Raw genomic sequence first — 22900 nt, 5'->3', positions numbered from 1 at the left:
ATGGGTTACCAGCATCAGTGGCACGATGGCCAGGCGATTGACTGGCCACTGGGCAAGGTGGTGTGCGTCGGCCGCAACTACGCGGACCACGCCGCCGAGCTGAACAACCCGATACCCGATCAGCCGCTGCTGTTTATCAAACCGGCCACGGCTGCCGTTGCCCTCACCTCCCCCCTGCATCTGCCCACGGGCCGGGGCAGTGTCCATTATGAGACGGAGCTGGCCGTACTCATTGGCAAGCCCCTGCACCATGCCGGTGAAAGCGAGGCACGCGAGGCCATCGCGGGGATCGGTCTGGCCCTTGACCTGACGCTGCGGGACCTGCAGTCGGAACTCAAGGCCAAAGGCCATCCCTGGGAGCGCGCCAAGGCGTTTGATGGCGCTTGCCCCCTGTCGGCATTCATACCGCTGAAGCCCGAGGATGATGTCGACAAACTTTTCTTCTCCCTGTCCATTGATGGCCAGATTCGCCAGCAGGGGCATACCGGCAACATGATCACTCCGGTGCTGGCCCTGATTGCGCACATTTCGGAAACCTTCAGCCTGCTGCCCGGGGATGTGGTGTTAACGGGAACCCCCGCCGGGGTTGGCGAACTGCAATCCGGCCAACGCCTGGAGCTGGAGCTGGAAGACAGGCTTCACGTGGAAACCGGCGTGGAGTAACAGGCAACTTCCCTGGTGCGCCACGCACGTCGTAACCACTGACCAAAACGGTCAATGGGACGCTGGGCCGAACGCTCCAAAGAGCGTACACTCGTTGACACGAAAAGCCTCGCCCAGCGTAGTTACTCTATGTCGAAAAAACCTGTCACCACCCGCAGTGGACGCTTCCTGAAACTGGCCGGCATGACGGCATCGGTCGCGGGCCAGTTTGCCGGCCAGCGCGCCCGTCGCGTGCTCGGCCGCGAGTCCGATGAGGAACGGTCCCGCCAGTATGCGCGCATGGCCGACGAAATCGTCGACACCCTGGGTGAGCTCAAGGGTGCGGTGATGAAGGTAGGCCAGGTGGCCTCACAGACCCAGGACTTCCTGCCCAAAGAGTTCTCTGACGCCCTCCAGCGGCTGCAGAAAGAAGCCCCTCCCATGCCCTTCGAGGTGATCCGCCAGCAGGTGGAAGCGGAGCTGGGCGCCCCTCTGGACGAACTGTTCGAGGAAATCCGTGAGGAACCCTACGCCGCCGCCTCCATCGGCCAGGTACACCGGGCGCGTATGAAGGACGGCACCGAGGTGATCGTAAAGGTCCAGTACCCGGGCGTGGACGAATCCTGCGACTCGGACCTCAAGCAACTGCGCATGGCGTTACGGTTCGGGGGGCTGCTGCGGATGCCGAAGGAAAGTGCCGACCGGCTGTTCGAGGAAATCCGGATACGCCTCAAGGAGGAGCTGGACTACGAGAACGAAGCCAGCAACCTGCGGCGGTTCCGGGACTATCACCAGCGCCACCCCTGGGTGATCATCCCACGGGTGATCGACAGTCATTCAACTCGGCATGTACTGACCCTGGAACTGGCGGAAGGCGATCACCTGCGCCAGGTCACCCCGGAACGCTACAGTCAGGAGACCATCAACCTGCTGGGTGAGCGGCTGTTCGTGACCATGGCGGACGAGCTGTTCGACTTCCAGTGCATTCATGGCGACCCCCACGCCGGCAACTTCGCGTTCCGGCCGGATGGCACCCTGATTCTGTATGATTTCGGCTGCGTGAAGTCGTTGCGACCGTCAGTGGTGGCCCATTACCGGCAGGCGCTGATTGCCGCACTGGATGAGAACTACGAGGCCCTGGACCGGCACCTGATCGACCTGGGCGCCCGCGTGGCGGAAAAGCCGGCGATCACCCCCGATTACTATGCCATGTGGCGAAACATGCTGATCGAGCCCTTCGATGGCGACGAGCCCTATGATTTCGGCCGTTCCGATCTGCACCAGCAGATCGCTGCCCACACCCACACCGTGTTCCGCTACCTGGACCGCCTACAGCCCGCGGTGGACAGTATGTTCATCGACCGTATGGTGGCGGGGCACTACTGGATTCTGAAGCAGTTGGGCGTACAGGCCGCCTTCCGCAGGCACCTGGAAAGTTACCTGCGTGACGAGCCAGCCACCGCTTCAACCTGATCCCCGGGTATGCCGCCAGCAGACGGCCAGGGGTGGCACTGGTTACAAACTTCGGACGGTGTGGATATGGCGGGCCTTGAGGTAGCTTTTGGCCTCCCCCAGCTGGTCCCGGTCCCGGGCATGAATGGTGACCATGTAGTAGCCCTTGCGTAGCGCCGACGATGAGCGTGACGCATAGGCCGTGTGATCCGGCCTCAGGGTGTAAACGCCCCCCAGCAGCAGGCCCACCACGCCACCAAACACCGAAAACAGGGCCCCGGCCCAGATCAGGTTCTGCGCCACGAAGGGAATGCCTGCCGCCGCCAGCACGATGAACAGCAGCAAGCCTCCGGCAGCACCGGCCAGGCCGAGCCAGACATGGGATCGTATGGCGGTATGTGCGATTCCCTTGTCCTCGGGCTCCAGACTGCCCCCCTGATGATCATCGCCCGGGTGAATGACCCGAATCTGGTCCCGGCTCAGGCTGGTCTGGTTGCACAGATCATCAGCAACCTTTTCTGCCTCCGTGACGGTGCCACATTCCGCAGCCAGTTTATGACGGAGAACTTCTCCGGATAAATGCATGGACGTCTTCATAATCAGCCTCCCAGAGAGCGAGCGCTCCGCGGCAACGGTTTCACGCTGGCTGTGCGGGCAGTCTAGCCAAGTAAGGCCGGCTCCGGGGGAGAACTAACAATGTTTAATCTGGCGGCCACAAAAACCGGGCGGGTAGGCCGCCAGCGCCAGTCCGTGATCCGATGGCGGGTTCACCTTGCCATCAGATCCCGGACCCAGCGGGGCACTCCCACGCTGGCGGGCTCGCGCCATACACGGGCGTGGGTCATGGTGGGCACTTCGCCGGGATCGATCACGGTGACCGGCACATCCAGTTCGGCCAGCTCCACCAGCCCGGCGGCGGGGTAAACCTGCAACGACGTGCCCACGATCAGCAGGTAATCGGCCTGGGGCACGATCTCGGCCGCGGCCTCGATCATCGGCACCGCCTCGCCGAACCACACCACATGGGGGCGCAGCTGACTGCCCTGCTCGCAGGTGTCGCCAAGGCGGATGGTGTCATAGCCCAGGTGGTAGATCAGGTTCGGGTGCTCGCAGCTGCGCACCTTGGTCAGCTCCCCATGCAGGTGAACCACGTTGGTCGAGCCCGCCCGTTCATGGAGGTCGTCCACATTCTGGGTAATCACCGTCACCCGGTGGCTGCCCTCCAGATCCGCCAACGCCCGGTGGGCGGCATTGGGCTCGACATCCCCCAGTTGCCGCCGACGCTGGTTGTAGAAATCCAGCACCAGCTCCGGGTTGCGATCAAACGCCTCCGGGGTGGCCACATCCTCGATGCTGTACTTTTCCCAGAGCCCGTCTTTGTCACGAAAGGTGGACAGGCCGCTTTCGGCGCTGATGCCAGCACCTGTCAGTACGACGACATGATCTTTCATGGCACCTCCCGCTTCTATTCCGCATCAAAGATCTTGCCGGGGTTCATGATACCGTTGGGATCGAAAACCTGCTTGATGCCCCTGAGGTAGGCAATCTCCGCCGGACTGCGGGTGTATTGCAGGTAATCCTTTTTCACCATACCCACACCGTGCTCGGCGGAGATGCTGCCCCGGTGCCGCTGCACGATATCGAATACCCAGGTGTTTACCTGCTGGCACTTGTCGAAGAACTCCGCTTTCGCCATGTCTTCCGGCTTGAGGATATTCAGGTGCAGGTTGCCATCACCGATGTGGCCAAACCAGATGATCTCGAAATCCGGATAGTGTTCGTTGACCACCTGATCAATCTCGGTAAGGAACTCCGGTACCTTCGACACCACCACGGAAATATCATTCTTGTAGGGGGTGCGCGGGGCGATGGACTCGGAGATGCGCTCACGCAGCTGCCACAGGTTGTTGGCCTGGGTCTCGCTCTGGCTGATGACGCCATCCACGACCCAGCCGTTCTCCACGCACTGTTCGAACAGGGCCATGGCATCGTCCATCACCTGGTCGGACACGGCCTCGAACTCCAGCAGTGCATAGTAAGGCGCCTCCGTCTCGAACGGTGCCTGCACCTGGCCGTGGGCCAGTACATGCTGCATGGCCTGGTGGGAGAAAAACTCATAGGCGGTAAGATCCACCGTTTTCAGGAACGTCTGCAGCACATCCATGGTGTTGGTGAGGTCCGCCAGCCCCAGCACCATCACGGTGAGGTTGGTGGGCTGACGGGTCAGCTTCATGGTGGCCTCGGTGATGAAGCCCAGGGTGCCCTCGGCGCCGATAAACAGGTGGCGCAGGTCGTAACCGGTGTTGTTCTTCTCCAGGTCCAGGTTCAGGTCCAGAATATCGCCCTTGCCGGTCACCACTTTCAGTCCGGCCACCCAGTCGCGGCTCATGCCATAGCGGATCACCTTGATGCCACCGGCGTTGGTGGACAGGTTGCCGCCAAGCTGGCTGGACCCCGCAGACGCGAAGTCCACCGGGTAAAACAGGCCGTTGTCGTCGGCAAAGCCTTGCAGCTGTTCGGTCACCACACCCGCCTGGCAGCGCACGGTACGGTCGCTGGGACTGAAGTCGAGGATCCGGTTCATGTTGTCGAACGCCACCACCACTTCGCCGTTGGCTGCCACCGCGCCGGCACTGAGGCCGGTGCGACCGCCAGAGGGCACCAGTGCTACCTGGTTGTCATTGGCAAACTGCACCAGCGCCTGTACCTGTTCCGTGGTCTTCGGCAATACAACCGCCAGCGGACTTGGCGCATATTGCCTGGTCCAGTCCTTGCCGTAGGCTTCCAGGTCGGCCGGATCGGTGAGGACCTTGCCGTCATCCACCAGGGTTTTCAGGGCAGCGATGATCTGTTCCGGGTTCATGGGTTGCGGGATCTCTCGGACGGTGGGCCCGGCACCGGAGGAAGCTCTTGACTCAGGTGAACGGGCCAGCTGTGAAAATTTGCCGTTATGGTATCATACCGCCCCTGTTCTGTGAGCACGCGCCATCACCGGCAACGGAGGGCCTGATGCCACAGGTGTTTTCTGGTCCAGGGAGCGCGGACAATCCGCCGCTTCGTACCACGCAATAGAAGGTCTGGAAGCTTACCCATGTCAGAAAAGTCTCTCGAAAAGAGCAAGATCCGCATCCTGTTGCTGGAAGGTGTCCACCAGTCTGCGCTGGACACTCTCAACTCAGCCGGCTACACCAACATCGAATACCTTTCCCACTCCCTCGCGGAGGACGAGCTGATCGAGAAGATTGCCGACGCCCATTTTGTCGGTATCCGCTCCAGGACCCAGCTCACCGAAAAGGTATTCGATGCCGCGAAAAAGCTGGTTGCGGTAGGCTGCTTCTGCATCGGTACCAACCAGGTGGACCTGCAGGCGGCCACCCGCCGTGGCGTCGCCGTGTTCAATGCGCCCTTCTCCAACACCCGCAGCGTGGCGGAGCTGGTGCTGGCGCAGGCTATCCTGCTGCTGCGCGGCGTTCCCGAGAAGAACGCCCGAGCCCACCGGGGCGACTGGCTGAAATCCGCCAAGAACAGCTACGAGATCCGCGGCAAGAAGCTGGGCATCATCGGCTACGGCAATATCGGCACCCAGTTCTCGGTACTGGCGGAATCGCTGGGTATGGACGTGTATTTCTACGACGTGGTCTCCAAGCTGTCTATCGGTAACGCGCGACAGGTAGGCTCACTGAAAGAGCTGCTGAACCTGGCGGACGTGGTCAGCCTGCACGTTCCGGAAACCCCCTCCACCCGGTACATGTTCGGCGCTGAACAGTTTGCCCAGATGAAACCGGGCAGCATCCTGATGAACGCCTCCCGTGGCACCGTGGTGGATATCGACGCGCTGGCCGAAGCCCTGAGCAGCGGCAAATTGCTGGGTGCGGCCATCGACGTCTTCCCGGTGGAACCCAAATCCAACGACGAGGAATTCATCTCTCCGTTGCGGGAATTCGACAATGTGATCCTGACCCCCCATGTGGGCGGCTCCACTATTGAAGCCCAGGAAAACATCGGCAAGGAAGTGGCCGAGAAGCTGGCCATGTACAGCGACAACGGCACCTCTGTGTCTTCCGTGAACTTCCCGGAAGTGGCATTGCCCTCGCATCCGAACCAGCACCGCCTGCTGCACATCCACGAGAACGTGCCAGGGGTGATGTCGGAGATCAACCAGGTATTCTCCGAGAACGGCATCAACATCTGTGGCCAGTATCTGCAGACCAAGGAAGAGATCGGCTACGTGGTGGTCGACGTGGACAAGGCCTATGGCGAGCTGGCACTGGAGAAACTGCGCACGGTGAAGGGAACCATCCGCTGCCGTGTGCTGTTCTGATAGCCCGAACCACGGACCGTAAAAAAAGGGGTGCCAGACGGCACCCCTTTTTTGTGGGCGGCTTTGCGGCAGAATCGCTCTGCCGGATGGCTGCCTTACTGTTGCATGGGTACCAGGGTCAGCTCGACCCGACGGTTCTGTTCGCGACCGGCTGCGGTGTCATTGGAAGCCACCGGGTAACGCTCGCCATAGCCGGTTGCCCGGGTGCGGGCCGGCGCAATGCCCTGGTTCAGCAGGAAGTCACGCACCGAGCTGGCACGCTGCTCCGAGAGCATCTGGTTGTAGCTGTCGGAACCGGTGCTGTCGGTATGACCATCCACCTGGATCACGGTCTCGTCGAACTCTTTCAGTACCAGCGCCACGGATTCGAGGACACCGGTGAAGGAAGACTTGATGGATGACTGGTCGGTATCAAAGGTGATGTTACCGGGCATGACCAGCTCGATCTGGTCGCCGTTGCGTACCACGCGAACACCGGTACCTTCCAGCTTACGCCGCAGCTCCGCTTCCTGGCGGTCCATGTAGTAGCCGATGCCACCACCCACAGCGGCGCCGCCGGCGGCGCCGATCAGAGCGCCCTTGCCCCGATCGCTGCTGCCGGATGTGGCGGCACCCACGGCAGCGCCACCGATGGCGCCAATGATACTGCCTTTGGTGGCGCTGGAGGTTTTTTCCTCACCAGTGTACGGGTCGTAGGTCATACAGCCGGACAGGCCAAATAGAACCATCGAGCATGCGATCAGTGTTTTTTTCATGGTCAGATCTCCTGTGTTGTTAACCGTTCGTCAATGTCGACAAACGCCTTTTCTTTCATGGTTCGGTCAAAGGCTTTTATGATGCCCCTGAAGACGGTTGCCTGCAGATCCTGTGCTTCATTGACCAGATGATGCCGCCCCGTTGGCAGCTTGATCTCCTCGACCGAGGAAAACTTGTTTCGGATAATGCGCAGGTTATGTTGCCAGTCCACCGTGTGGTCCTGTTCGCCCTGAATCACCGTTACCGGGAAATCCACCGGGCGGGCCGACTCAATATGCGGTACCCACTGGCGCAATGCTGTTACCCAGTCCACATGTACGGCCCTGGCCTGCAGAGGATCATGTTCACGCAAAAACTCCAGGAACCGGGTATTGGCGCTGTTTTCCGAGAAAGCTCGTTTCCAGCGTTTGAGGAACGGCCTGCTGACACTGTGAAGAACGCGGGCGCCGAGCCAGCCCGCCGGCCTTACCAGGGGGGCCAGCAACACTACAGAACGGAAGGCGGATGTTTGCATGTTGTGATGATTGGAGAGCAGGTAATCGATCAGTATCCCGCTTCCCGTACTCTGGCCCACCGCATGCCAGGGTCCGGGTGCATGGGCGCCCACCCGCGCCAGCAGATCATATAGCACCGTCTGGTATTCCATGAAACTGCCAATGGCGGCCGGCGTACCACTGGACAGGCCATGACCCGGCTGATCCCACGCCAGCACGTCATAGCCCGAATCAACGCAGCGCTCGATAAGCTGACTGTAGAGCCCCACGTGGTCAAAGTAGCCATGCAGGACGAAGACCGTGCCCTTGCTTTCCCGGTGTTCCGGTTGCTGGAAGAAGTGCACGGCCACCTGATGCCCACCGGCCTCCACAACACCTGGCGTGTAGCGCAGCTGCGGGTGCTCCACCCACAGGTCCAGACCGTAATAACGGCAGTAAGCCTGCAACCCCGCACTCAGTTCCTGAGTCTCCTCCGGAGCGAAAGGGCGAAGGTCCTCACGGACGGCGTCGCTCTCCCACTCGGGTATGCCGATCTTGTCTTCTTTCCAGTACACGTATACCTACACACCTGTGATTGCCGGACGCCTGCCATGGAGCACAGCTTTCCGGCCTGAACCTGACTGGCAGAATAGCACAGTCCTTTTGCTCATCCGCTTTTGTCACGGCATTTACGGGCTTTTTACCTCAACCTTGCACAGGCACCACAACGAGGTCGCGCTCACCCCGGATCAGCTCATCCTTGTGACGACGGGGCCATCGTTTGACTCGCCACTCCAGGCTGAGGGCGCGGGAGCGGTCTCCGACCGGCTCGCTGAACACCAGCTCCAGCGGGCCCTTGCCTCTCAGGCTGCGGGCACAACGGGCGCCACTGGCCTGATGTTCGGCAAAGCGCCGCTCCACATCGGTGGTGACACCGGTATAGAGGCTGCCGCTGGCAGTGCGGATGATATACAGATGCCAGTCAGTCATGGGCCTGCTCACCCGCCCCTGCCCGATTGCTGCCCGACTGCTGCAACCAGAGACCGGCAACGATCAGGATCAGACCAACCCAGGTGGAGGCCAGGATGACTTCCCCCAGGATCAGGTAGATAAACACCAGCGACAGGAAGGGCGAGATAAAGATCAGATTGCTGACCCGGGCGGTATTGGTGGCCAGTTTCATGGCCCGGGACCAGAGCACGAAGGCCAGCCCCATCTCGAAGACACCCACATAGAGACTGCCGGCAAAACCGCCGCTGGCCAGGGGCGGCAGACCATCCTGCCACCAGGTCACCGCGAAGATGAAAGGCAGCCCGAACAGGAAGTTCAGCAGCAGGCCGGTGACCGGCTCGCGGTTGTCCCGGGTTGCCAGGATCCAGTAAGTGGCCCACACCAGGGTACTGCCGATGGCCAGGGCAACCCCCACCGGGTCGGAAAACGACAGGTCTGACAGATCGCCCCGGGTAGCGATAACCACTACGCCGCCATAGCAGACCAGCCCCGCCAGGATGTCTGTCACCCGCAGGCTGTGGCCGAGGAAAGGCACTGACAGGTAGGCCAGCACCAGCGCCCAGGTGTAGTTGATGGGTTGCGCTTCCTGCGCCGGCAGCCGGTCGAAGGCACCGAACAGCAGCAGGTAATAGAGAAACGGGTTGATCAGGCCCAGGGCGAGGGACTGGAGATACTGGCGCCGGGACAACCGGAAAACCCCGGACAGCTGCCCCCGAATGGCCAGCAACAGCGCCAGCACCGCCACCGACGTCAGGCAGGCCATCAGCAACATCTGCAACGGCGTGTAGTAGCCCAGGGTCAACTTGAACGCGGTGGCAACCGTCGACCAGAGCAGCACGGCACCCAGCCCGAACAGCATGGCACGGCGCTGGTCTTTCACTGTTTTGCTCCACTGTTGTCCAGCCAGCGGTACAGCGTGCGGCGATTGATGCCCAGCACCTGGGCAGCACGGCGCTTGTTGCCCCCGACAGCGCTCATTACCTGGCGAACATAGTCCTGCTGGAGCGCCTCCAGGGTCGGCCAGCTGGCGATGGAGTCCTGTTGGTCCGCGTCGCGGGCCTTGTCCAGAGGGCCCATCTGGCGTTTGCGGATGCGGGCAGGAAGATGTTCGGGCTGCACCACGTCGCCTTCACAGAAGGTAACGGCCCGCTCCATGGCACTGGCCAGTTCACGCACATTGCCCGGGAACGGATAGTCCACCAGGGTTTGCAGCGTCGCCTCACCCAGGCGCATGAAACCCCGCCCATGGCGGTCTGCCGAATGACGCAGAAAGTGCATGGCAAGCAGCTCTACATCATCGCCCCGCTGTCGCAGGGGCGGCACCGTCAGGGCCAGCGTTTCCAGCCGGTAGTACAGGTCTTCCCGGAAGTCGCCCCGCTCCACCGCTTCCAGCAGATCCACATGGGTGGCGGCAATGACCCGCACATCCACCGCTTCTTCCCGCTCCGCGCCCACCGGCTTGACCCGGCCCTCCTGCAGCACCCGCAACAGCTTGGCCTGAAGCGGCAAGGGCATCTCCCCGATCTCGTCCAGCAGCAGAGTGCCGCCGCTGGCCTCGGCGAACAGCCCCTTACGTGCCTGCCGTGCTCCGGTGAAGGCTCCAGCGGCATGACCAAAGAACTCGCTTTCCATCAGCTCATGGGGAATGCCGGCGCAATTCACCGGAATGAAGGGCGCCTCACGACGACTGCTTTCGCTGTGTATCGCCCGGGCGACCAGCTCCTTGCCGGTGCCGCTTTCGCCATTGACCAGCACGGCGGCATGGCTGCGGGCCACCTGCCGGATTTCCTGGCGCAGCCGATCCATGGCCACACTCTCCCCCACCAGACCCAGGTTGGCCGGCTGGCCGGATACGGAGCGATAGCGGGCCAGTTCGTGACTGAGGGCCGCATGGGCCAGCAACCGCTTTACCTTCAGCCGCAGGTGCTCAGTGGACAGCGGTTTGGTGAGGAAATCGTCAGCCCCGGCCTGCAATGCTTCCACCGCCTGGTCCACGGTGCCGAATGCGGTGATAATGATGAAGGGCACCATGCGACCCTCGGCTTGCAGCTTGCGCAAGACGTCCAGGCCGTCGCCATCCGGCAGCCGCAGGTCGGAGATTACCAGGTCCGGTGCCTGGCTCAGCGCCATCGACGCGCCCTCGGCCGTTGTACCCGCCACCAGCACCTGGTAGCCATCCAGCTCCAGCTCTTCCTGGAGCAGTGTTCTCAGGCTGACGTCATCTTCAATCAGTAATAGGGTTTCCGATAGCTTCACGGGGATTGCTCCTGGCCCGGCGGGGTGGATTCGGCTCGCGGCCAGAACAGGCTCATGCAGCAGCCTCCCAGGGCGCTGTCGGTCACATTGAGCTGCCCCCGGTGCTCCTTGATGACACTCTTGACCATGGCCAGGCCGAGACCGGTACCCTCTCCCGCGGGGCGTGTGCTGAAGAAGGGCTCGAAAACGCGTTCGCGCATGTCCTCCGCGATGCCGGGCCCGTCATCATCCACCTGCATTTGCCACCAGTCACCGGACCGCTGAACCGTCACCTCCACCCGCGAGCGAGCCGCCTCGCAGGCATTGCGTATGACGTTGAGGCAGGCCAGCTCCAGCCGTGTCGGCTCCGCCTGCACCAGTACCGGCTCGTCCGGCAAGGCCAGCGCAACCGTCGCCCTTGCCGTCCCCGGCTCATCCCCCAGGCCCGCGACAAGCTCGCGCAGAATCGGCGCCAGGTCCACCGGCCGACGGGCGTCAGGCACATGCCGGAAGCAGTCCAGCAATTGCTCGATAATGAGGGTCATGCGCTGCACCTGGTAGCGGATATCGTCCAGGTGACGCCTGTCATCAGCCTCAAGGTCATGGCGCGCCAGTATCGCCGCCCTGCCCTGGATGACGTTCAGGGGAGCCCCCAGCTCATGGGCGACGCCACCGGCCACGCGGCCGATCATGGCTACCTTTTCCTGGTATTCCAGCTGCTCACCCAGCTCCTGTTCCCGCCGCACACGCTGGCGGATTTCCTCTTCAGCCTGGGCCATGCGCTGACCCAGGTGGTGAAGCCCCTCGTGCAGCTGACGAATTTCCCGGGGCCCGGAAGGGTCCGAATGGATATGCCACTGCCCTGGAGCCATGCCACCCATGGCCGACAACAGCCGGTTGACGTAACGCCCGACGGCGCCGTAGTGCCCCAACACCACCACCAGGCTGACGACCAGCAATACCAGGCACCAGGTCACCACCGCCCAGATCCGGGCAGACGCTACCTGACGATGGAAGTCACTGCGTTTACGGGTCACCTGCAGCAGGCCGATGATACGGCCGTCGCTGGCAACCAGCGGCGTGAACTGGGAAAACACCGACACCCCGTCCACCCGGCGGAAAGTGCCTCCCCGTTCGCCGCTCCGGATCACCTCGTTGGCACTGCGGCTGGTGCGCACACTGGTGTCGGCAACCCCCAGGCTGGCCACCTGTATGCCGTCGGCATCAAAAACGGATGCGCCGTAGACGCGACCGATCCGGAAAATGGATTCCAGGGCCTGATCCAGCACGATGTCATTGCCGTCTTCCATGGCCCGCGACAGCGGTCCGCTGGCTGCTCGGGCCACCAGTTCCAGATCCTCCCGCAGGCGCTCGTCCAGATTGTCTTCTATGGCGCTAACCGCAAAAAAAATGCCGGCGCCCACCACCAGCATCAGTGGGACAACGATACTCAGGAACAGCGTCAGCCGTACCGAATGGAACATTTGTCCGGCGCTGCCAAGCAGTCGGTTCATGATCAGTATTCCAAAACCTGTCAGTGGCTGAATGCACAGATGTCACAGAAGGGTGTCACATGTGGCATATTGCCTCAATCCAGATTACATGGATGTCACCGCCCGAAATCTTTAAGTGACTGTATTTAATGGATTTATAGGTAACCTCCATAATTGGCACGACTATTGGATACAGGAAATAGTGATAACGAACGTTTCGTCAACCAAGGAGACTGACCATGAAAAAACTGCTGACTTCCTTCACCGTATCCCTTGCCCTGGTAGCCGGTGCACCGGCGGTTTACGCCCAGTCACAATCAGCCCAGGAGCCCGCCGAGACCGATCAGGGTACTTACAGCAACCCGGCAGCAAGCGGTGAGGTGGAAACCGACTACAACGACGAAGAGCTGCGCAAGTTCGTGGAAGCCCAGGAGGGCATCAATGGCATCCGCGACGAGTACATGGGCAAGATCGAAGATGCAGGCTCGCAGGATGAGGCCCGGGAACTCCAGATGGAAGCCAATGACGAAATGGTTTCCGTGATTGAGGACGCCGGCCTGGACATCCCCACCTACAACGCGATCGCAACCGCGTACAACAGCGAGCCGAGTGTCCGCAACCGTGTTGATGCCCTGATGTAACTGACTGCTCTGCGAAGAATACCCTGCCTCAACTTGCCCCGCTCTCATGCGGGGCTTTTTTGTTCCTGACTGCCCACCTGCGCGGGTACCGGAATGGCGTCAAGTCGTCTAGGATAGCCGTGTAACCATCACCAGACATGTCATGCCAACGGAGAACACCGCCCCATGAAAGCCAGGCACTTTGGCGCCCTCATGCTGGCCATTGCCAGCGGACTGTTGCTGCCTGCCTGCAGCGATAACGACAGTCCGATGAAGGGCTTGCTGTCCGACGAGCCGGAACCGGAAATCTGGCGCTTCGCCCTGGAAGAAATCGGCGGCAGTGTGCAGGACGCCTGGGCTCAGGAATTCCGGCGCCGTATCGAGGTACTCTCCGATGGTCAGGTGCAGGTGGAAGTCTATCCCTATGGTTCCATCGGCACCTCGCCCCAGCTGACCAGACTGGTGAAAGACGGGCGGGTACACCTGGCCTTTGCCTCCCCCGGGCACGTCGCCGACGATATCCCGGAAGCCGGCATCTTTCTCCTGCCATTCCTGTTCCCGGAGAACGACCGGGCCAACCGCAGGATCCTGGCCGACGACGAATTGCGGGCACTGCTGCAGGCAGGATGGCAGGACGCCGGTCTGCAGTTGCTGGACCTGGTACCGGAAGGCTGGATGATGTGGACGGCCGACAGGGCCCTTCACACACCCGAGGACTTCTCCGGCCTGCGCATGCGAACCATGACCGCGCCGCAGCAGGCCGAGGTGTTCCGGGCCTGGGGTGCCGAACCGGTACCACTACCCTATTCAGAGGTTTACGACGCCCTGCAGCTGGGCCAGGTGGACGGTCAGAGCAACCCGGTGTTTGCCATTGCCGAAATGAACTTCCATGAGGTGCAGTCGGTGATGACCGTTCCCCGGGCCACCCGGTTCGTGGCCAGCGTTGTCAGTAACCGCAACTGGCACCAGAACCTGAACGAAGAACATCGCCAGTGGCTCGAGGCGGCCCGCAGCGGCATGCCGGAATTCATCGACGAGATACAGCGGGACTACAACCGGCGGCATCTGCAACAGCTGCGGGAATCAGGCCGGATCACCGTGGAACCACTGACGGATGATCAGCGCGCACGATTCCGGGATGCCAGCCTGCCAGCTCGTGATGCCTACCGGGAACGTGCCGGGGAACGCGGTGAGCGCCTTCTGCAGCGGGTTCAGTCGCTATCCGGGCAGCAGACGGCGGACTGACAGACTATTCAGGCACCAGCCAGCCCTGGCAGTGCCGTATACCAAGGCCTTCAGGAGCAGAGACCTCCTGCATAATGGCATCCAGCCGGTCCCCGAACCCCCAGGGTGGATTCACCACCAGCACCCCTGACCCGGTCATGCCCCGCTCCGGTGGTTGTCTGAGCCTGACTTCACTGTGCCAGATCTTGCGCAGACCACTGCTCGCCAGGCGCTCTGTTAACCGGCCGTGCAGGTCACTGGTCAGCTGCGGATACCAGATCAGGAAAACCCCATGACGGCATTTGTGCCAGGCACTGGCAAGAGTATCAGCCACCCGCCGGTAATCCTCCCTGAGCTCGTAGGACGGATCCATCAGCACCAGCAGGCGTGGCGCCCGGGGCGGCAACTGTCGCAGCAATCCGCTCAGGCCATCCTCTGCCAGCACTGAAACCCGGCGCTCCCGGGCCCATTGCTGCAATCGCGATGACTCGCCGGAATGCAGTTCAAAGGCGGTCAGTGAATCCTGTGCCCGCTGCAGGCTGTGGAACCAGGCCGGCGAGCCCGGGTAATAACGCAGGTGGTCCGAGCCCTCGTTGAGCCGACTGAGTTCCCCCAGAACCGGTTGCCAGTCCGCGCCCGAAAGCCGGTCACGCTGCCGCCACACCCGCCGGATACCCGTGTCCGCCTCGGCGGTCTTGCGGGCGCGATCCGCATCCAGATCGTAGCGGGCAATCCCGGCATGGGTATCAAAACCGGCAATGGCCGAGGGCTTGGCCTGCATCATGGTCAAGGCGAGCACCTGGGCGGCATGCTTGTGCACATCGGCGAAATTACCGGCGTGGTATTCGTGGAGATAACTCAGCATCCGATCAGCTCCGGCATCCGTATCTGAATTCTGGCGCCATTAGGCCCGATACCGGGACGTCGGACAAGCCCGGTGCCGGTACGACTGACCGGGAAAGCCTGTTAATCTTGGCGGCCAACGAATAACGACTCGATCATTATCCTGTATCACAAACCGGGAGACAGCCCCTTGTCGGAGACGCAGCGCGCGCGCAATACCGCCGATCAGCTCTACAGCCTCATAGCCAACGAAGAGGACGCCAGGGCCTGTTCCGATCTGCCCGATGAAGCCTGCCGGGAGGTGCCCCGCAACTTCTTCCTGATGCTGGCCAGCAACGTGCTCACCAAACTCGGTGATCTGCTGATCAGCCCGAAGACCGTGCTTGCCTGGCTGTTGAGCGCGGTCGGAGCGCCGGCCCTGGTGGCCTGGCTGGTACCGATCCGGGAGTCCGGGTCCATGCTGCCCCAGATGGTCATCGGCGCCTGGGTGCGCCGCAAACCGGTACGCAAGTGGTTCTGGACCCTCGGCTCCCTGGGTCAGGCAGTCAGTGTCGCCGCCATGGCGGCCAGTGTGTGGTTCCTGCAGGGATACGCCGCTGGCGGTGGCGTGGTTGCCGCGCTGGTGGTGTTTTCCCTGGCCCGGGGGTTCTGTTCGGTGTCGATGAAGGATGTGCAGGGCAAGTGTATTCCCAAGGGTCGCCGCGGCCGCCTGTCTGGCCTGGCCACCACCCTGGGCGGCAGTGCCACGGCGGTGCTTACCGTGGTGCTGTTCTGGGACCGGGGTGATCCGTCCACGCTGTTCTACACCCTGTTGCTGCTACTGGCCGCCGGCTTCTGGGTAGTTGCGGGCCTGCTCTTTGCCAGCATTGATGAGTACCAGGGCGAAACCAGCGGCGGCGGCAACGCCCTGCGGGATGCCTTCAACAACCTGAGCCTGCTGAGGAAGGACCGGCCGTTCCGCCATTTCGTGATTACCCGGGCATTGCTGCTGTGTTCCGCGCTGGCCGCCCCCTACTTCGTGATACTGGCCCAGAAACAGGCCAATTCCGCCTGGCTGCTGGGGGTGTTCCTGCTGGCCGGCAGCCTGGCCAGCTCCATCAGCGCCAGTGTCTGGGGCTGGATGGCGGACGCCAGCAGCCGGCAGGTGATGATCCGGGGCGCGATCATTGCCAGTGGTATCTGTCTGACGGTCGGGTTTGCGGCCCTGCTCTTCGGTGAGCAGGCGGGGGGCGCCTGGTTCTATCCCCTGGCCTTCTTCATCCTGAGCATTGCCCATGCCGGCGTCAGGCTGGGCCGCAAGACCTATCTGGTGGACATGGCCGGCGGCAACAAGCGCACCGACTACACCTCGGTCAGCAACTCGGTGATTGGTCTGCTGTTGCTTGCCACCGGTGGCCTGACTGCGCTGGTGTCACTGGTGTCGAATGTTGCGGTCATACTGTTGCTGGGCTTCATGGGGCTGGCGGGCACCCTCAGTGCCCTGAGACTGAAGGAAGTCTGACGCCGGGTGTACCGTCAGGGCGCACGGCCATCGTTGAGCGCCAGGGCACCCCGTACCACGCGATAGATGTACCAGATGGCAAGCCCCAGCAGGATAAACCAGCCGATAATAATGAACGTGGTCACCGTGCCCACCACTACCCACAACAGGGCCAGCCAGAAGGTGCGGATCTGCCAGCGAAAATGGGCCGCCAGCGGACTGTTGTTGGCTTCATCCTGTTTCAGGTAGTTGATGACCACACCGGCCACGGCCATCAGGCCGCTGGTGGGAATGGCCAGCGCCTGCAGCAGGTAGACGGCGACCACCACTTTCCATAGCGGGTCTTCATCAAGGCGACGCTCCTGCCGCCTGGCGGGAATGAACTCCTGATCGGTCAAGGGCTGTTCCTGTGTTGAAGCGTGTATCACCAGTATAGGCCCTGACCCGGACCAGTGACCATGCCCCCCTGCCCTTGCTTAACCGGCATCCCCGGTGGACGGTTTATAACCAAGCCGCAGGCCGCCCCAGTGACGACCATTCACGAATATCGGCACCGACAGGTCATGCATGATTTCGCCCGTGTCGCGTCGATAGGTCTGCAACAGCATGGTGTCGGTGTGGCTGCCGCAACGGGCACCGGTGCGATCGTTGAACAGTCGCTTGCTGCGGCTGCGAACCAGATCCTGCTCCGGGTTGCCGGTGGGCTTGTGGGCAAAGACCCGGTTATGGGTAGGCACGTAACCGTCGGGCGCCGTGGCAATGGCAAAGACCAGGGCATCGTGGGATGCCGCTACCGGCTCCTGGATCTCCGGCAGTACGCGATCGGTGAACTCGTCAAAGCCACTATGGTATTTGGTGGGGGTGGTACCGGGAATTGGCGTGCGGTGCTGATCGAACAGTTGTGACTCGGAAAGCTCGCCCTGCGCCAGGGCCTGCTCGAAGCGCTTACCAATAGCGTCAGCGGCACTGGATGCCTGTTCGTAGAAAAAACGATGGTAGCTTTCTCTGCTGCTGGCCGCGAAGGCAGCATTGGCCTGCTCCGCAAGATCCATCAGGCGGGCAGCCTGGGTCGCCAGTTCGCCGACACCACGATCACTTTCCGACATCTCGTCCCGCAGGGTTTCCACTCCCTGAAGAATCTGCTCCAGGTTACGTTCGTTCTCACGGTCACTGTCGGCAATGGCAAAGACCTCACCCTCCAGTTGGTCTGCCTCATGGCCGATACGCTCCAGGCTTCCGGACACCGACTCAACTGATTGTAACCCCCGGTCCACGGAATCGGACAACCGCTCCACCCCATCGACGATGCTGGCCGTGGCTTGCCGTATCCCCGTCAATACCCCTGCCACTTCGGCGGTGGCCTCGGTGGTTCGTGAGGCGAGACTGCGGACTTCATCGGCCACCACCGCAAACCCCCGCCCCTGCTCCCCGGCACGGGCGGCTTCGATCGCGGCATTCAGGGCCAGCAGGTTGGTCTGTTCGGCGATGGCCTCGATCACCGAGGTGACACCCTGGATCTGGTCGGACTTGTCGTTCAGGTCACGGATCAGCGACAGGTTCTGCTCCGACTGCTGGTGCACCTTGCGAATATCACCGATTGCGGACTCCAGGGCGCCGCGACCATCGCCGCTGATCCGGCTGGCGCCCTGGGCGCGCTCGGCCGCCTCGCCGGCCTTGCGGGCACTGTCACGCACGGTTTCCGTCACCTGGCCGGCGTAGTCTGTCATTTGCCGGATTTCACTCACCTGGCGGTCGAGGCGTTGCTTGAGCTGGTCGGCGGCCCAGGACACTTCGGCAGCAGACACGGCGTTCTGGTCGGCCGATGACGACAGGGTGTCGGTCAGTGTCCGGCCTGTCGCCGCCTGTTCCAGCAGTGGTTCGAAGCGTGGATACCAGGGATGACTGCGGTCCAGCTCACCCCGGGCAAGCTGGTGAGTCGCCCGCAGCATGGGCAACATTGCCCATAGCCACCAAAGGCTACCCATGAGCAACGCAGCGATCGCGGACACCAGGGTAACCAGCCATGGCTCACCGGCACTGAGGTGGCTCGCCACCCCTGCCACCACACAAACCACCAACAGCGACAACAGCCCGGTTACCACAGCAAACCGGTTTGGCATACCCATCTGGACCTCACTATTTATTGGTATTGTTCGAATTATAGTCAGGCCAGCATACGACAAAGTCACGCCGAAGGAATCCGACTTTAGTGAAAGCAGGCATATAATTTACATGGATTCACTTTTCCCGATTCTCACCAACGAAAAAGCCGGCACGAGGGCCGGCAATGCTATCGGCAAGAGCCCCTGGATCTGCTCAGGGGCTCGCCATGGGGTCAGGCGCCGATGACGCCGCCATCGTCCCTGGTGATCACCACGCAGGAAGAGCGGGGGTGGCCCTCTGCAGACTCTTCAGGCCAGGCAACCGGGTGCTGGATACCCACGAACATGCTGGTCTGATCCGGCGTGGTAACAACACCGGTAACCTCGCAGTTGCTGGGACCCACCAGGAAGCGCTTGATTTCCCGGGTATCCGGGTTGGACGCCAGCATCATGTTGTTGCCCCAGGGGTCGCCCCAGCGACCATCGGTCTGGATCCACAGGCGACGATCAGCATCGAACCAGAGACCATCCGGGCTGTTGAACTGGTTGCTCTCGTCCAGCTCGACCACAACGTCGCCGTCCACCACAGTCTGGGTGCCGGACTCGCCGCCAAACACGAAGATGTCCCATTCAAACTCAGTGGCGCTTTGATCGCCACCGGCCTCTTTCCAGCGAATGATGTGACCCCAGGGGTTGGGGCCGTTGGGGTTCGCTGGGTCGGTATCGTCTTCCTCGCGCTGGCTGTTGTTGGTCAGGTTAAAGTAGACCTCCCTGGTCAGCGGATCCACGGCCCCCCATTCGGGCCGGTCCATGGGCGTGGCGCCGGCAATGTCCGCTGCCAGACGGGTGTTCAGCAGCAGGTCCGCCTGATTGGCGAAGGCCTCGTCGAACTGGATATCACCGACCTGGGTACCAACGGCGGCTTCCATCTTCTGAACAAAACCAGCGTCGTCCATGGACAGGGGCAGCCATTCCCCGGAACCGTCGTCGTTGAATCTGGCGACGTAGAGGGTGCCATTGTCGAGCAGGCTGCCATTGGCGGTATCGGCACGGTAGGGCTGGGCCGAGACGAACTTGTAGATGTATTCGAAGCGACGGTCGTCGCCGGAGTAGCACACGACCGGCTCGCCCTCGGTTGCCGGCGCGAAAATCACGCCCTCGTGGCCGAATTTGCCCAGCGCGGTCCGTTTCTGGGGAACAGATTCCGGCTTGAAGGGATCGAACTCGACCATGAAACCAAAGCCGTTTGGCTCGTTACGGTAATCGTCGGTGGCGGAGGCCCCGGTGCTGGTGGCGTCGAAGCGGACGTACTCATCGGCGCGGCTGTCCGCCAGTTCCCAGTCGTAACGGGATTCAGTGCCGACACCCGCACGCTGGTACTCCTTCGGCTTGGGCTCATCCCGGGTAACGAAATAGCCGTGCCAGTTTTCTTCGGCCATCATGTAGGTATTCCAGGGCGTTACCCCATGGGCACAGTTGTTGAGCGTGCCGCGGGTGCGGGTACCGTTGGTGCTGTAGGGGGTAATCACCTTGGCGGCGCCGCGCACCGGGCCGCGCAGATCCATGGGGGTAGCACCGGTAATACGACGGTTGTAGGCGCTTTGCATCAGGTCCCACTGGCCGTTACTGTCCCGCTTGATGTGGGCCACGGTGATGCCATGAGAGGCGATTTCCTTGCGTACTTCATCCGCCGGGCGGTCACCATTTTCCAGGGTAGTGGGGCCATTGGGGTGAGCGGCGTTCTGGTCAATATACTCGTGGTTGACGACGAGCAGGCCTTCCGTGGAACTGCTGCCGCCCTCATTCACATCGATGGGGAAGTAGTGCATGCCATCGTGGTGCATGCCTACCTGCTGCTCCTGTTGCTCGCCGGTGTTATTGGCCTGCAGGTCGAAGTCCGGATAGGCACCGGTCACCGGGGTTCCCCAGGGCAGGAAGACGGTGGCGGTATAGCCGGCAGGTACGGTTATCTGGTTGGCGTCGGTGGGCGCCACAGGCTCGAAGCCCAGCGTCAGTGACTCGCTGCCGCCGCCGTCGTTTCCACCATCACCTGCACCGTTATCATCGTCGTCATCACTGTCACTGCCGCAACCGGCCAGGGACAGGCCCATGAATCCCGCCAGGGCGGCGCCCATAGTGCCTTTCATGACGGTCCGGCGCTGCATACGGGAGGAAAGCACCTGATGAAAGGGCTGGTTGTCACTGTGGTTCACAACGGGTTCGTGTTCGGGGTCGAGCTTGATCAGGCTGGGTGCGTTCTGGTCTTTTATAGTCATAGTCTCTCTCACTTCTGATGATCAGAGGTTGTGGAAACCACAGGATGGGCGGGAAACTTTACAGGACGGTGACGAAATATTGTCACTTTTGCGTACAATAGATGACTATATGATGCTGGCGCCGGATCCATGACGGCCCCAAAAAAAGAAAAGGCAGGCCCCCAACGGAACCCGCCTTTTCTCACAAAGGTAATGCGAAACGAAGATACTGCGAACCGGTTTACCGGGTCACTCAGTTCATGGATTCATCCACTTCCTCGCCGGCTTCCTCCATTTCCTCACCCATTTCATCAGCGGTATCGGAGGCGGACTCGGCAGCGCCCTCTACCGGGCCTTCCTGCGTGCCGGTTGCGTCCTCGAAGGTCTCCTCGGTAGCACTGGCTGCGTCTTCGCCCATTTCCTCAACATTCTCGGCAGCCTCGCCAAAATCCGCGCCTTCTTCGCTGTCGTCGCTGCAGGCAGCCAGCCCCAGAACCAGCATCAGTGTGAAGAAACTCAGCGTCAGCTTTTTCATCAGGTCATTCCTTTTGGTTAGTGAAAATACGGCTTTGGTTGGTGATATTACGCCAGCCCCGAAAACATCGAGACAGGGTTCATGTTTGCCGTGTAGCCACCACCGATACTAGGACACTACCTGTATAAATTGCATTGCCACCAGGTTACCGGATGTCAATAACCGTTGAGGTTATAACCATCGACAATCAGGATGTGATCCACGGCCAGCAGTACGCCCTTGTCCAGGGCGATAAAGTCGCCCCCCGGACGGGTGAACAGATCCCGGATACGTGAATGTACGACCTGAATCTGGCCTGCTGCATCCCGGTAGACCAGTTCAACAATCTGCTGCTGGAGGATGTAATGGGTCAGTTTCGTCCTGAGGGAAGTTTCCAGTAAGGGCCTTGCGTTCGCCATACTCTTGCCTGTGGTGAGCGAAACCGAAAACGGCGAATTCCTGGAAAAACGCCATGCTGGATAATTCTTGTTGGTAGTGATGCAAGTCTGGATCACTTTGACGGTATTTTCCAGAAACCGTGGGCGCCGGGACGGGCACCTGTCAGCCGTTTGCGCCTGTTGTCTGTTCCCTGCCCGGCGTTTTGTTTAGAATAGCCCCGATTCAACAGGTTACCACTCCCCTCCACCTCACCACTTAACAGGATGATCCATGGACTGGCTTCAGGTTGCGATCCTCGCCCTGGTACAGGGAATTACCGAATTCCTTCCGGTGTCGTCCTCTGCCCATCTGATTCTGGTGCCGGTACTGACTGACTGGCAGGACCAGGGCCTGGCCTTCGACGTTGCGCTCCACCTGGGCAGCCTGCTGGCGGTGGTGCTGTACTTCCGCAGAGAGCTGACCGACATGACCGGCAGCTGGTTCCGCTCCTTGCACACCCGCAAGCCGGACGCTGACGCCAGGCTGGCCTGGGCGGTATTGCTGGGCACCATACCGGTGGGGCTGGCCGGCCTGGCGTTCAAGGACACCATTGAAACCGTACTGAGGTCACCGCTGTACCTGTCTGCCGGGCTGATCGTGTTCGGGGTGGCGCTGGCCTGGGCCGACCTGCGTCATCGTGGCAGTCGCTCGGAATACCAGATGACCTGGAAGGACGTGGTGGTAATCGGCTGCGCCCAGGCGGTGGCACTTTTCCCGGGCACGTCCCGCTCCGGCATCACCATCACCGCCGCCCTGTTCATGGGCATGAACCGGGAAGCTTCGTCGCGCTTCTCGTTCCTGTTGTCGATTCCGGTGATCGTTTTGGCCTGCGCCCTGCTGATCAAGGACCTGGTGGAAACGTCGGCCCCCATCCAGTGGGGCGCCATGGCGGCGGGCACCCTGCTGTCGGCGGTGTCCGCCTACCTGTGCATCCACTTCTTCCTGGCCTTCATCAAGCGTATCGGCATGATGCCCTTCGTAGCCTACCGGATCATTCTGGGCATTATTCTGATCGGCGTGTTTGCCTGAACCACAGGCCGG

At 61.6% G+C, this 22900-nt stretch carries 22 protein-coding genes; 7 read left to right on the top strand and 15 right to left on the bottom strand.

Annotated elements, in window-relative coordinates; translation table 11 throughout:
• A complete protein-coding gene (locus IE079_RS11675; protein WP_189576612.1) occupies positions 1 to 663 on the top strand; it encodes a fumarylacetoacetate hydrolase family protein in 663 nt (220 codons plus the stop codon).
• A gap of 129 nt (positions 664 to 792) precedes the next feature.
• Positions 793 to 2115 carry an ABC1 kinase family protein gene (locus tag IE079_RS11670; RefSeq protein WP_189576611.1) on the top strand — a complete coding sequence of 441 codons (1323 nt, stop codon included), beginning with the start codon at positions 793 to 795 and terminating at the stop codon, positions 2113 to 2115.
• A 42-nt stretch (positions 2116 to 2157) separates the two neighbouring features.
• On the opposite strand, the gene IE079_RS11665 is transcribed toward IE079_RS11670, so the two are convergent.
• From IE079_RS11665 to IE079_RS11655, 3 genes are all read right to left on the bottom strand, one after another.
• Positions 2158 to 2691, bottom strand: a complete 534-nt coding sequence (locus tag IE079_RS11665) for a hypothetical protein (RefSeq protein WP_189576610.1) — start codon at positions 2689 to 2691, stop codon at positions 2158 to 2160.
• A 170-nt stretch (positions 2692 to 2861) separates the two neighbouring features.
• Positions 2862 to 3545: an SIR2 family NAD-dependent protein deacylase gene (locus IE079_RS11660; RefSeq protein WP_189576609.1), complete on the bottom strand. Its 684-nt coding sequence runs from the start codon at positions 3543 to 3545 to the stop codon at positions 2862 to 2864.
• Positions 3546 to 3559: 14 nt separating this feature from the next.
• Entirely contained in the window at positions 3560 to 4957 is a 1398-nt protein-coding gene (locus IE079_RS11655; RefSeq protein WP_189576608.1) for a D-2-hydroxyglutarate dehydrogenase, read from the bottom strand.
• A gap of 228 nt (positions 4958 to 5185) precedes the next feature.
• Here IE079_RS11655 and serA point away from each other — a divergent pair, with 228 nt between their 5' ends.
• Positions 5186 to 6415 (top strand): phosphoglycerate dehydrogenase, encoded by a 1230-nt coding sequence (gene serA, locus IE079_RS11650; protein WP_189576606.1) that lies wholly within the window; start codon positions 5186 to 5188, stop codon positions 6413 to 6415.
• A 95-nt stretch (positions 6416 to 6510) separates the two neighbouring features.
• Here the strand turns inward: serA and IE079_RS11645 are convergent, their stop codons facing one another.
• From IE079_RS11645 to IE079_RS11620, 6 genes are all read right to left on the bottom strand, one after another.
• A complete protein-coding gene (locus IE079_RS11645) occupies positions 6511 to 7170 on the bottom strand; it encodes a YiaD family glycine zipper/OmpA-like lipoprotein (protein ID WP_189576604.1) in 660 nt (219 codons plus the stop codon).
• A 2-nt stretch (positions 7171 to 7172) separates the two neighbouring features.
• Positions 7173 to 8219: an alpha/beta hydrolase gene (locus tag IE079_RS11640; protein WP_189576602.1), complete on the bottom strand. Its 1047-nt coding sequence runs from the start codon at positions 8217 to 8219 to the stop codon at positions 7173 to 7175.
• Between the two features lie 130 nt (positions 8220 to 8349).
• Entirely contained in the window at positions 8350 to 8634 is a 285-nt protein-coding gene (locus IE079_RS11635) for a GIY-YIG nuclease family protein (RefSeq protein WP_189576600.1), read from the bottom strand.
• Positions 8627 to 9535, bottom strand: a complete 909-nt coding sequence (locus IE079_RS11630) for a DMT family transporter (protein WP_189576598.1) — start codon at positions 9533 to 9535, stop codon at positions 8627 to 8629. The genes IE079_RS11635 and IE079_RS11630 overlap by 8 nt, the downstream gene beginning before the upstream one ends.
• The gene (locus IE079_RS11625; RefSeq protein WP_265013644.1) at positions 9532 to 10917 is read right to left on the bottom strand and encodes a sigma-54-dependent transcriptional regulator; all 1386 of its coding nucleotides are present in this window, start codon (positions 10915 to 10917) and stop codon (positions 9532 to 9534) included. Before IE079_RS11625 ends, IE079_RS11630 begins: the two co-directional genes overlap by 4 nt.
• Positions 10908 to 12404, bottom strand: a complete 1497-nt coding sequence (locus IE079_RS11620; RefSeq protein WP_227712465.1) for a sensor histidine kinase — start codon at positions 12402 to 12404, stop codon at positions 10908 to 10910. Before IE079_RS11620 ends, IE079_RS11625 begins: the two co-directional genes overlap by 10 nt.
• Before the next feature lie 218 nt (positions 12405 to 12622).
• Here IE079_RS11620 and IE079_RS11615 point away from each other — a divergent pair, with 218 nt between their 5' ends.
• Complete coding sequence (locus IE079_RS11615; RefSeq protein WP_189576594.1) at positions 12623 to 13024, top strand: DUF4168 domain-containing protein; 402 nt, start codon at positions 12623 to 12625, stop codon at positions 13022 to 13024.
• A 165-nt stretch (positions 13025 to 13189) separates the two neighbouring features.
• On the top strand, positions 13190 to 14248 hold the full coding sequence (dctP, locus tag IE079_RS11610) for a TRAP transporter substrate-binding protein DctP (RefSeq protein WP_189576592.1): 1059 nt from the start codon (positions 13190 to 13192) through the stop codon (positions 14246 to 14248).
• Positions 14249 to 14252: 4 nt separating this feature from the next.
• Here the strand turns inward: dctP and IE079_RS11605 are convergent, their stop codons facing one another.
• On the bottom strand, positions 14253 to 15092 hold the full coding sequence (locus IE079_RS11605; RefSeq protein WP_189576590.1) for a 23S rRNA (adenine(2030)-N(6))-methyltransferase RlmJ: 840 nt from the start codon (positions 15090 to 15092) through the stop codon (positions 14253 to 14255).
• 168 nt (positions 15093 to 15260) lie between these two features.
• On the opposite strand from IE079_RS11605, the gene IE079_RS11600 reads away from it, so the two are divergent.
• The gene (locus IE079_RS11600; protein ID WP_189576588.1) at positions 15261 to 16571 is read left to right on the top strand and encodes an MFS transporter; all 1311 of its coding nucleotides are present in this window, start codon (positions 15261 to 15263) and stop codon (positions 16569 to 16571) included.
• 14 nt (positions 16572 to 16585) lie between these two features.
• Here the strand turns inward: IE079_RS11600 and IE079_RS11595 are convergent, their stop codons facing one another.
• The 5 genes from IE079_RS11595 to IE079_RS11575 form a co-directional block, all read right to left on the bottom strand.
• Positions 16586 to 16948 carry a DUF4870 family protein gene (locus tag IE079_RS11595; protein WP_189576586.1) on the bottom strand — a complete coding sequence of 121 codons (363 nt, stop codon included), beginning with the start codon at positions 16946 to 16948 and terminating at the stop codon, positions 16586 to 16588.
• Positions 16949 to 17026: 78 nt separating this feature from the next.
• A complete protein-coding gene (locus IE079_RS11590) occupies positions 17027 to 18676 on the bottom strand; it encodes a methyl-accepting chemotaxis protein (protein ID WP_189576584.1) in 1650 nt (549 codons plus the stop codon).
• A gap of 209 nt (positions 18677 to 18885) precedes the next feature.
• On the bottom strand, positions 18886 to 20928 hold the full coding sequence (locus tag IE079_RS11585; RefSeq protein WP_189576582.1) for a PhoX family protein: 2043 nt from the start codon (positions 20926 to 20928) through the stop codon (positions 18886 to 18888).
• Between the two features lie 232 nt (positions 20929 to 21160).
• A complete protein-coding gene (locus IE079_RS11580; RefSeq protein ID WP_189576580.1) occupies positions 21161 to 21442 on the bottom strand; it encodes a hypothetical protein in 282 nt (93 codons plus the stop codon).
• Positions 21443 to 21597: 155 nt separating this feature from the next.
• Positions 21598 to 21840 carry a hypothetical protein gene (locus IE079_RS11575; RefSeq protein WP_189576578.1) on the bottom strand — a complete coding sequence of 81 codons (243 nt, stop codon included), beginning with the start codon at positions 21838 to 21840 and terminating at the stop codon, positions 21598 to 21600.
• A gap of 250 nt (positions 21841 to 22090) precedes the next feature.
• Here IE079_RS11575 and IE079_RS11570 point away from each other — a divergent pair, with 250 nt between their 5' ends.
• On the top strand, positions 22091 to 22888 hold the full coding sequence (locus IE079_RS11570; protein WP_189576576.1) for an undecaprenyl-diphosphate phosphatase: 798 nt from the start codon (positions 22091 to 22093) through the stop codon (positions 22886 to 22888).
• The last annotated feature ends 12 nt before the right edge of the window (positions 22889 to 22900 follow it).

Source organism: Marinobacter zhanjiangensis, from assembly GCF_014651935.1.
Taxonomy (GTDB): domain Bacteria; phylum Pseudomonadota; class Gammaproteobacteria; order Pseudomonadales; family Oleiphilaceae; genus Marinobacter; species Marinobacter zhanjiangensis.
This window is presented reverse-complemented; position numbering and strand designations above follow the sequence as displayed.

Bases quoted from the DNA above. Each gene is read 5' to 3' on its own strand.
- IE079_RS11675 (WP_189576612.1), top strand. From the start codon at position 1: ATGGGTTACCAGCATCAGTGGCACGATGGCCAGGCGATTGACTGGCCA.
- IE079_RS11670 (WP_189576611.1), top strand. From the start codon at position 793: ATGTCGAAAAAACCTGTCACCACCCGCAGTGGACGCTTCCTGAAACTG.
- IE079_RS11665 (WP_189576610.1), bottom strand. From the start codon at position 2,691: ATGAAGACGTCCATGCATTTATCCGGAGAAGTTCTCCGTCATAAACTG.
- IE079_RS11660 (WP_189576609.1), bottom strand. From the start codon at position 3,545: ATGAAAGATCATGTCGTCGTACTGACAGGTGCTGGCATCAGCGCCGAA.
- IE079_RS11655 (WP_189576608.1), bottom strand. From the start codon at position 4,957: ATGAACCCGGAACAGATCATCGCTGCCCTGAAAACCCTGGTGGATGAC.
- serA (WP_189576606.1), top strand. From the start codon at position 5,186: ATGTCAGAAAAGTCTCTCGAAAAGAGCAAGATCCGCATCCTGTTGCTG.
- IE079_RS11645 (WP_189576604.1), bottom strand. From the start codon at position 7,170: ATGAAAAAAACACTGATCGCATGCTCGATGGTTCTATTTGGCCTGTCC.
- IE079_RS11635 (WP_189576600.1), bottom strand. From the start codon at position 8,634: ATGACTGACTGGCATCTGTATATCATCCGCACTGCCAGCGGCAGCCTC.
- IE079_RS11620 (WP_227712465.1), bottom strand. From the start codon at position 12,404: ATGAACCGACTGCTTGGCAGCGCCGGACAAATGTTCCATTCGGTACGG.
- IE079_RS11615 (WP_189576594.1), top strand. From the start codon at position 12,623: ATGAAAAAACTGCTGACTTCCTTCACCGTATCCCTTGCCCTGGTAGCC.
- dctP (WP_189576592.1), top strand. From the start codon at position 13,190: ATGAAAGCCAGGCACTTTGGCGCCCTCATGCTGGCCATTGCCAGCGGA.
- IE079_RS11605 (WP_189576590.1), bottom strand. From the start codon at position 15,092: ATGCTGAGTTATCTCCACGAATACCACGCCGGTAATTTCGCCGATGTG.
- IE079_RS11590 (WP_189576584.1), bottom strand. From the start codon at position 18,676: ATGGGTATGCCAAACCGGTTTGCTGTGGTAACCGGGCTGTTGTCGCTG.
- IE079_RS11585 (WP_189576582.1), bottom strand. From the start codon at position 20,928: ATGACTATAAAAGACCAGAACGCACCCAGCCTGATCAAGCTCGACCCC.
- IE079_RS11580 (WP_189576580.1), bottom strand. From the start codon at position 21,442: ATGAAAAAGCTGACGCTGAGTTTCTTCACACTGATGCTGGTTCTGGGG.
- IE079_RS11575 (WP_189576578.1), bottom strand. From the start codon at position 21,840: ATGGCGAACGCAAGGCCCTTACTGGAAACTTCCCTCAGGACGAAACTG.
- IE079_RS11570 (WP_189576576.1), top strand. From the start codon at position 22,091: ATGGACTGGCTTCAGGTTGCGATCCTCGCCCTGGTACAGGGAATTACC.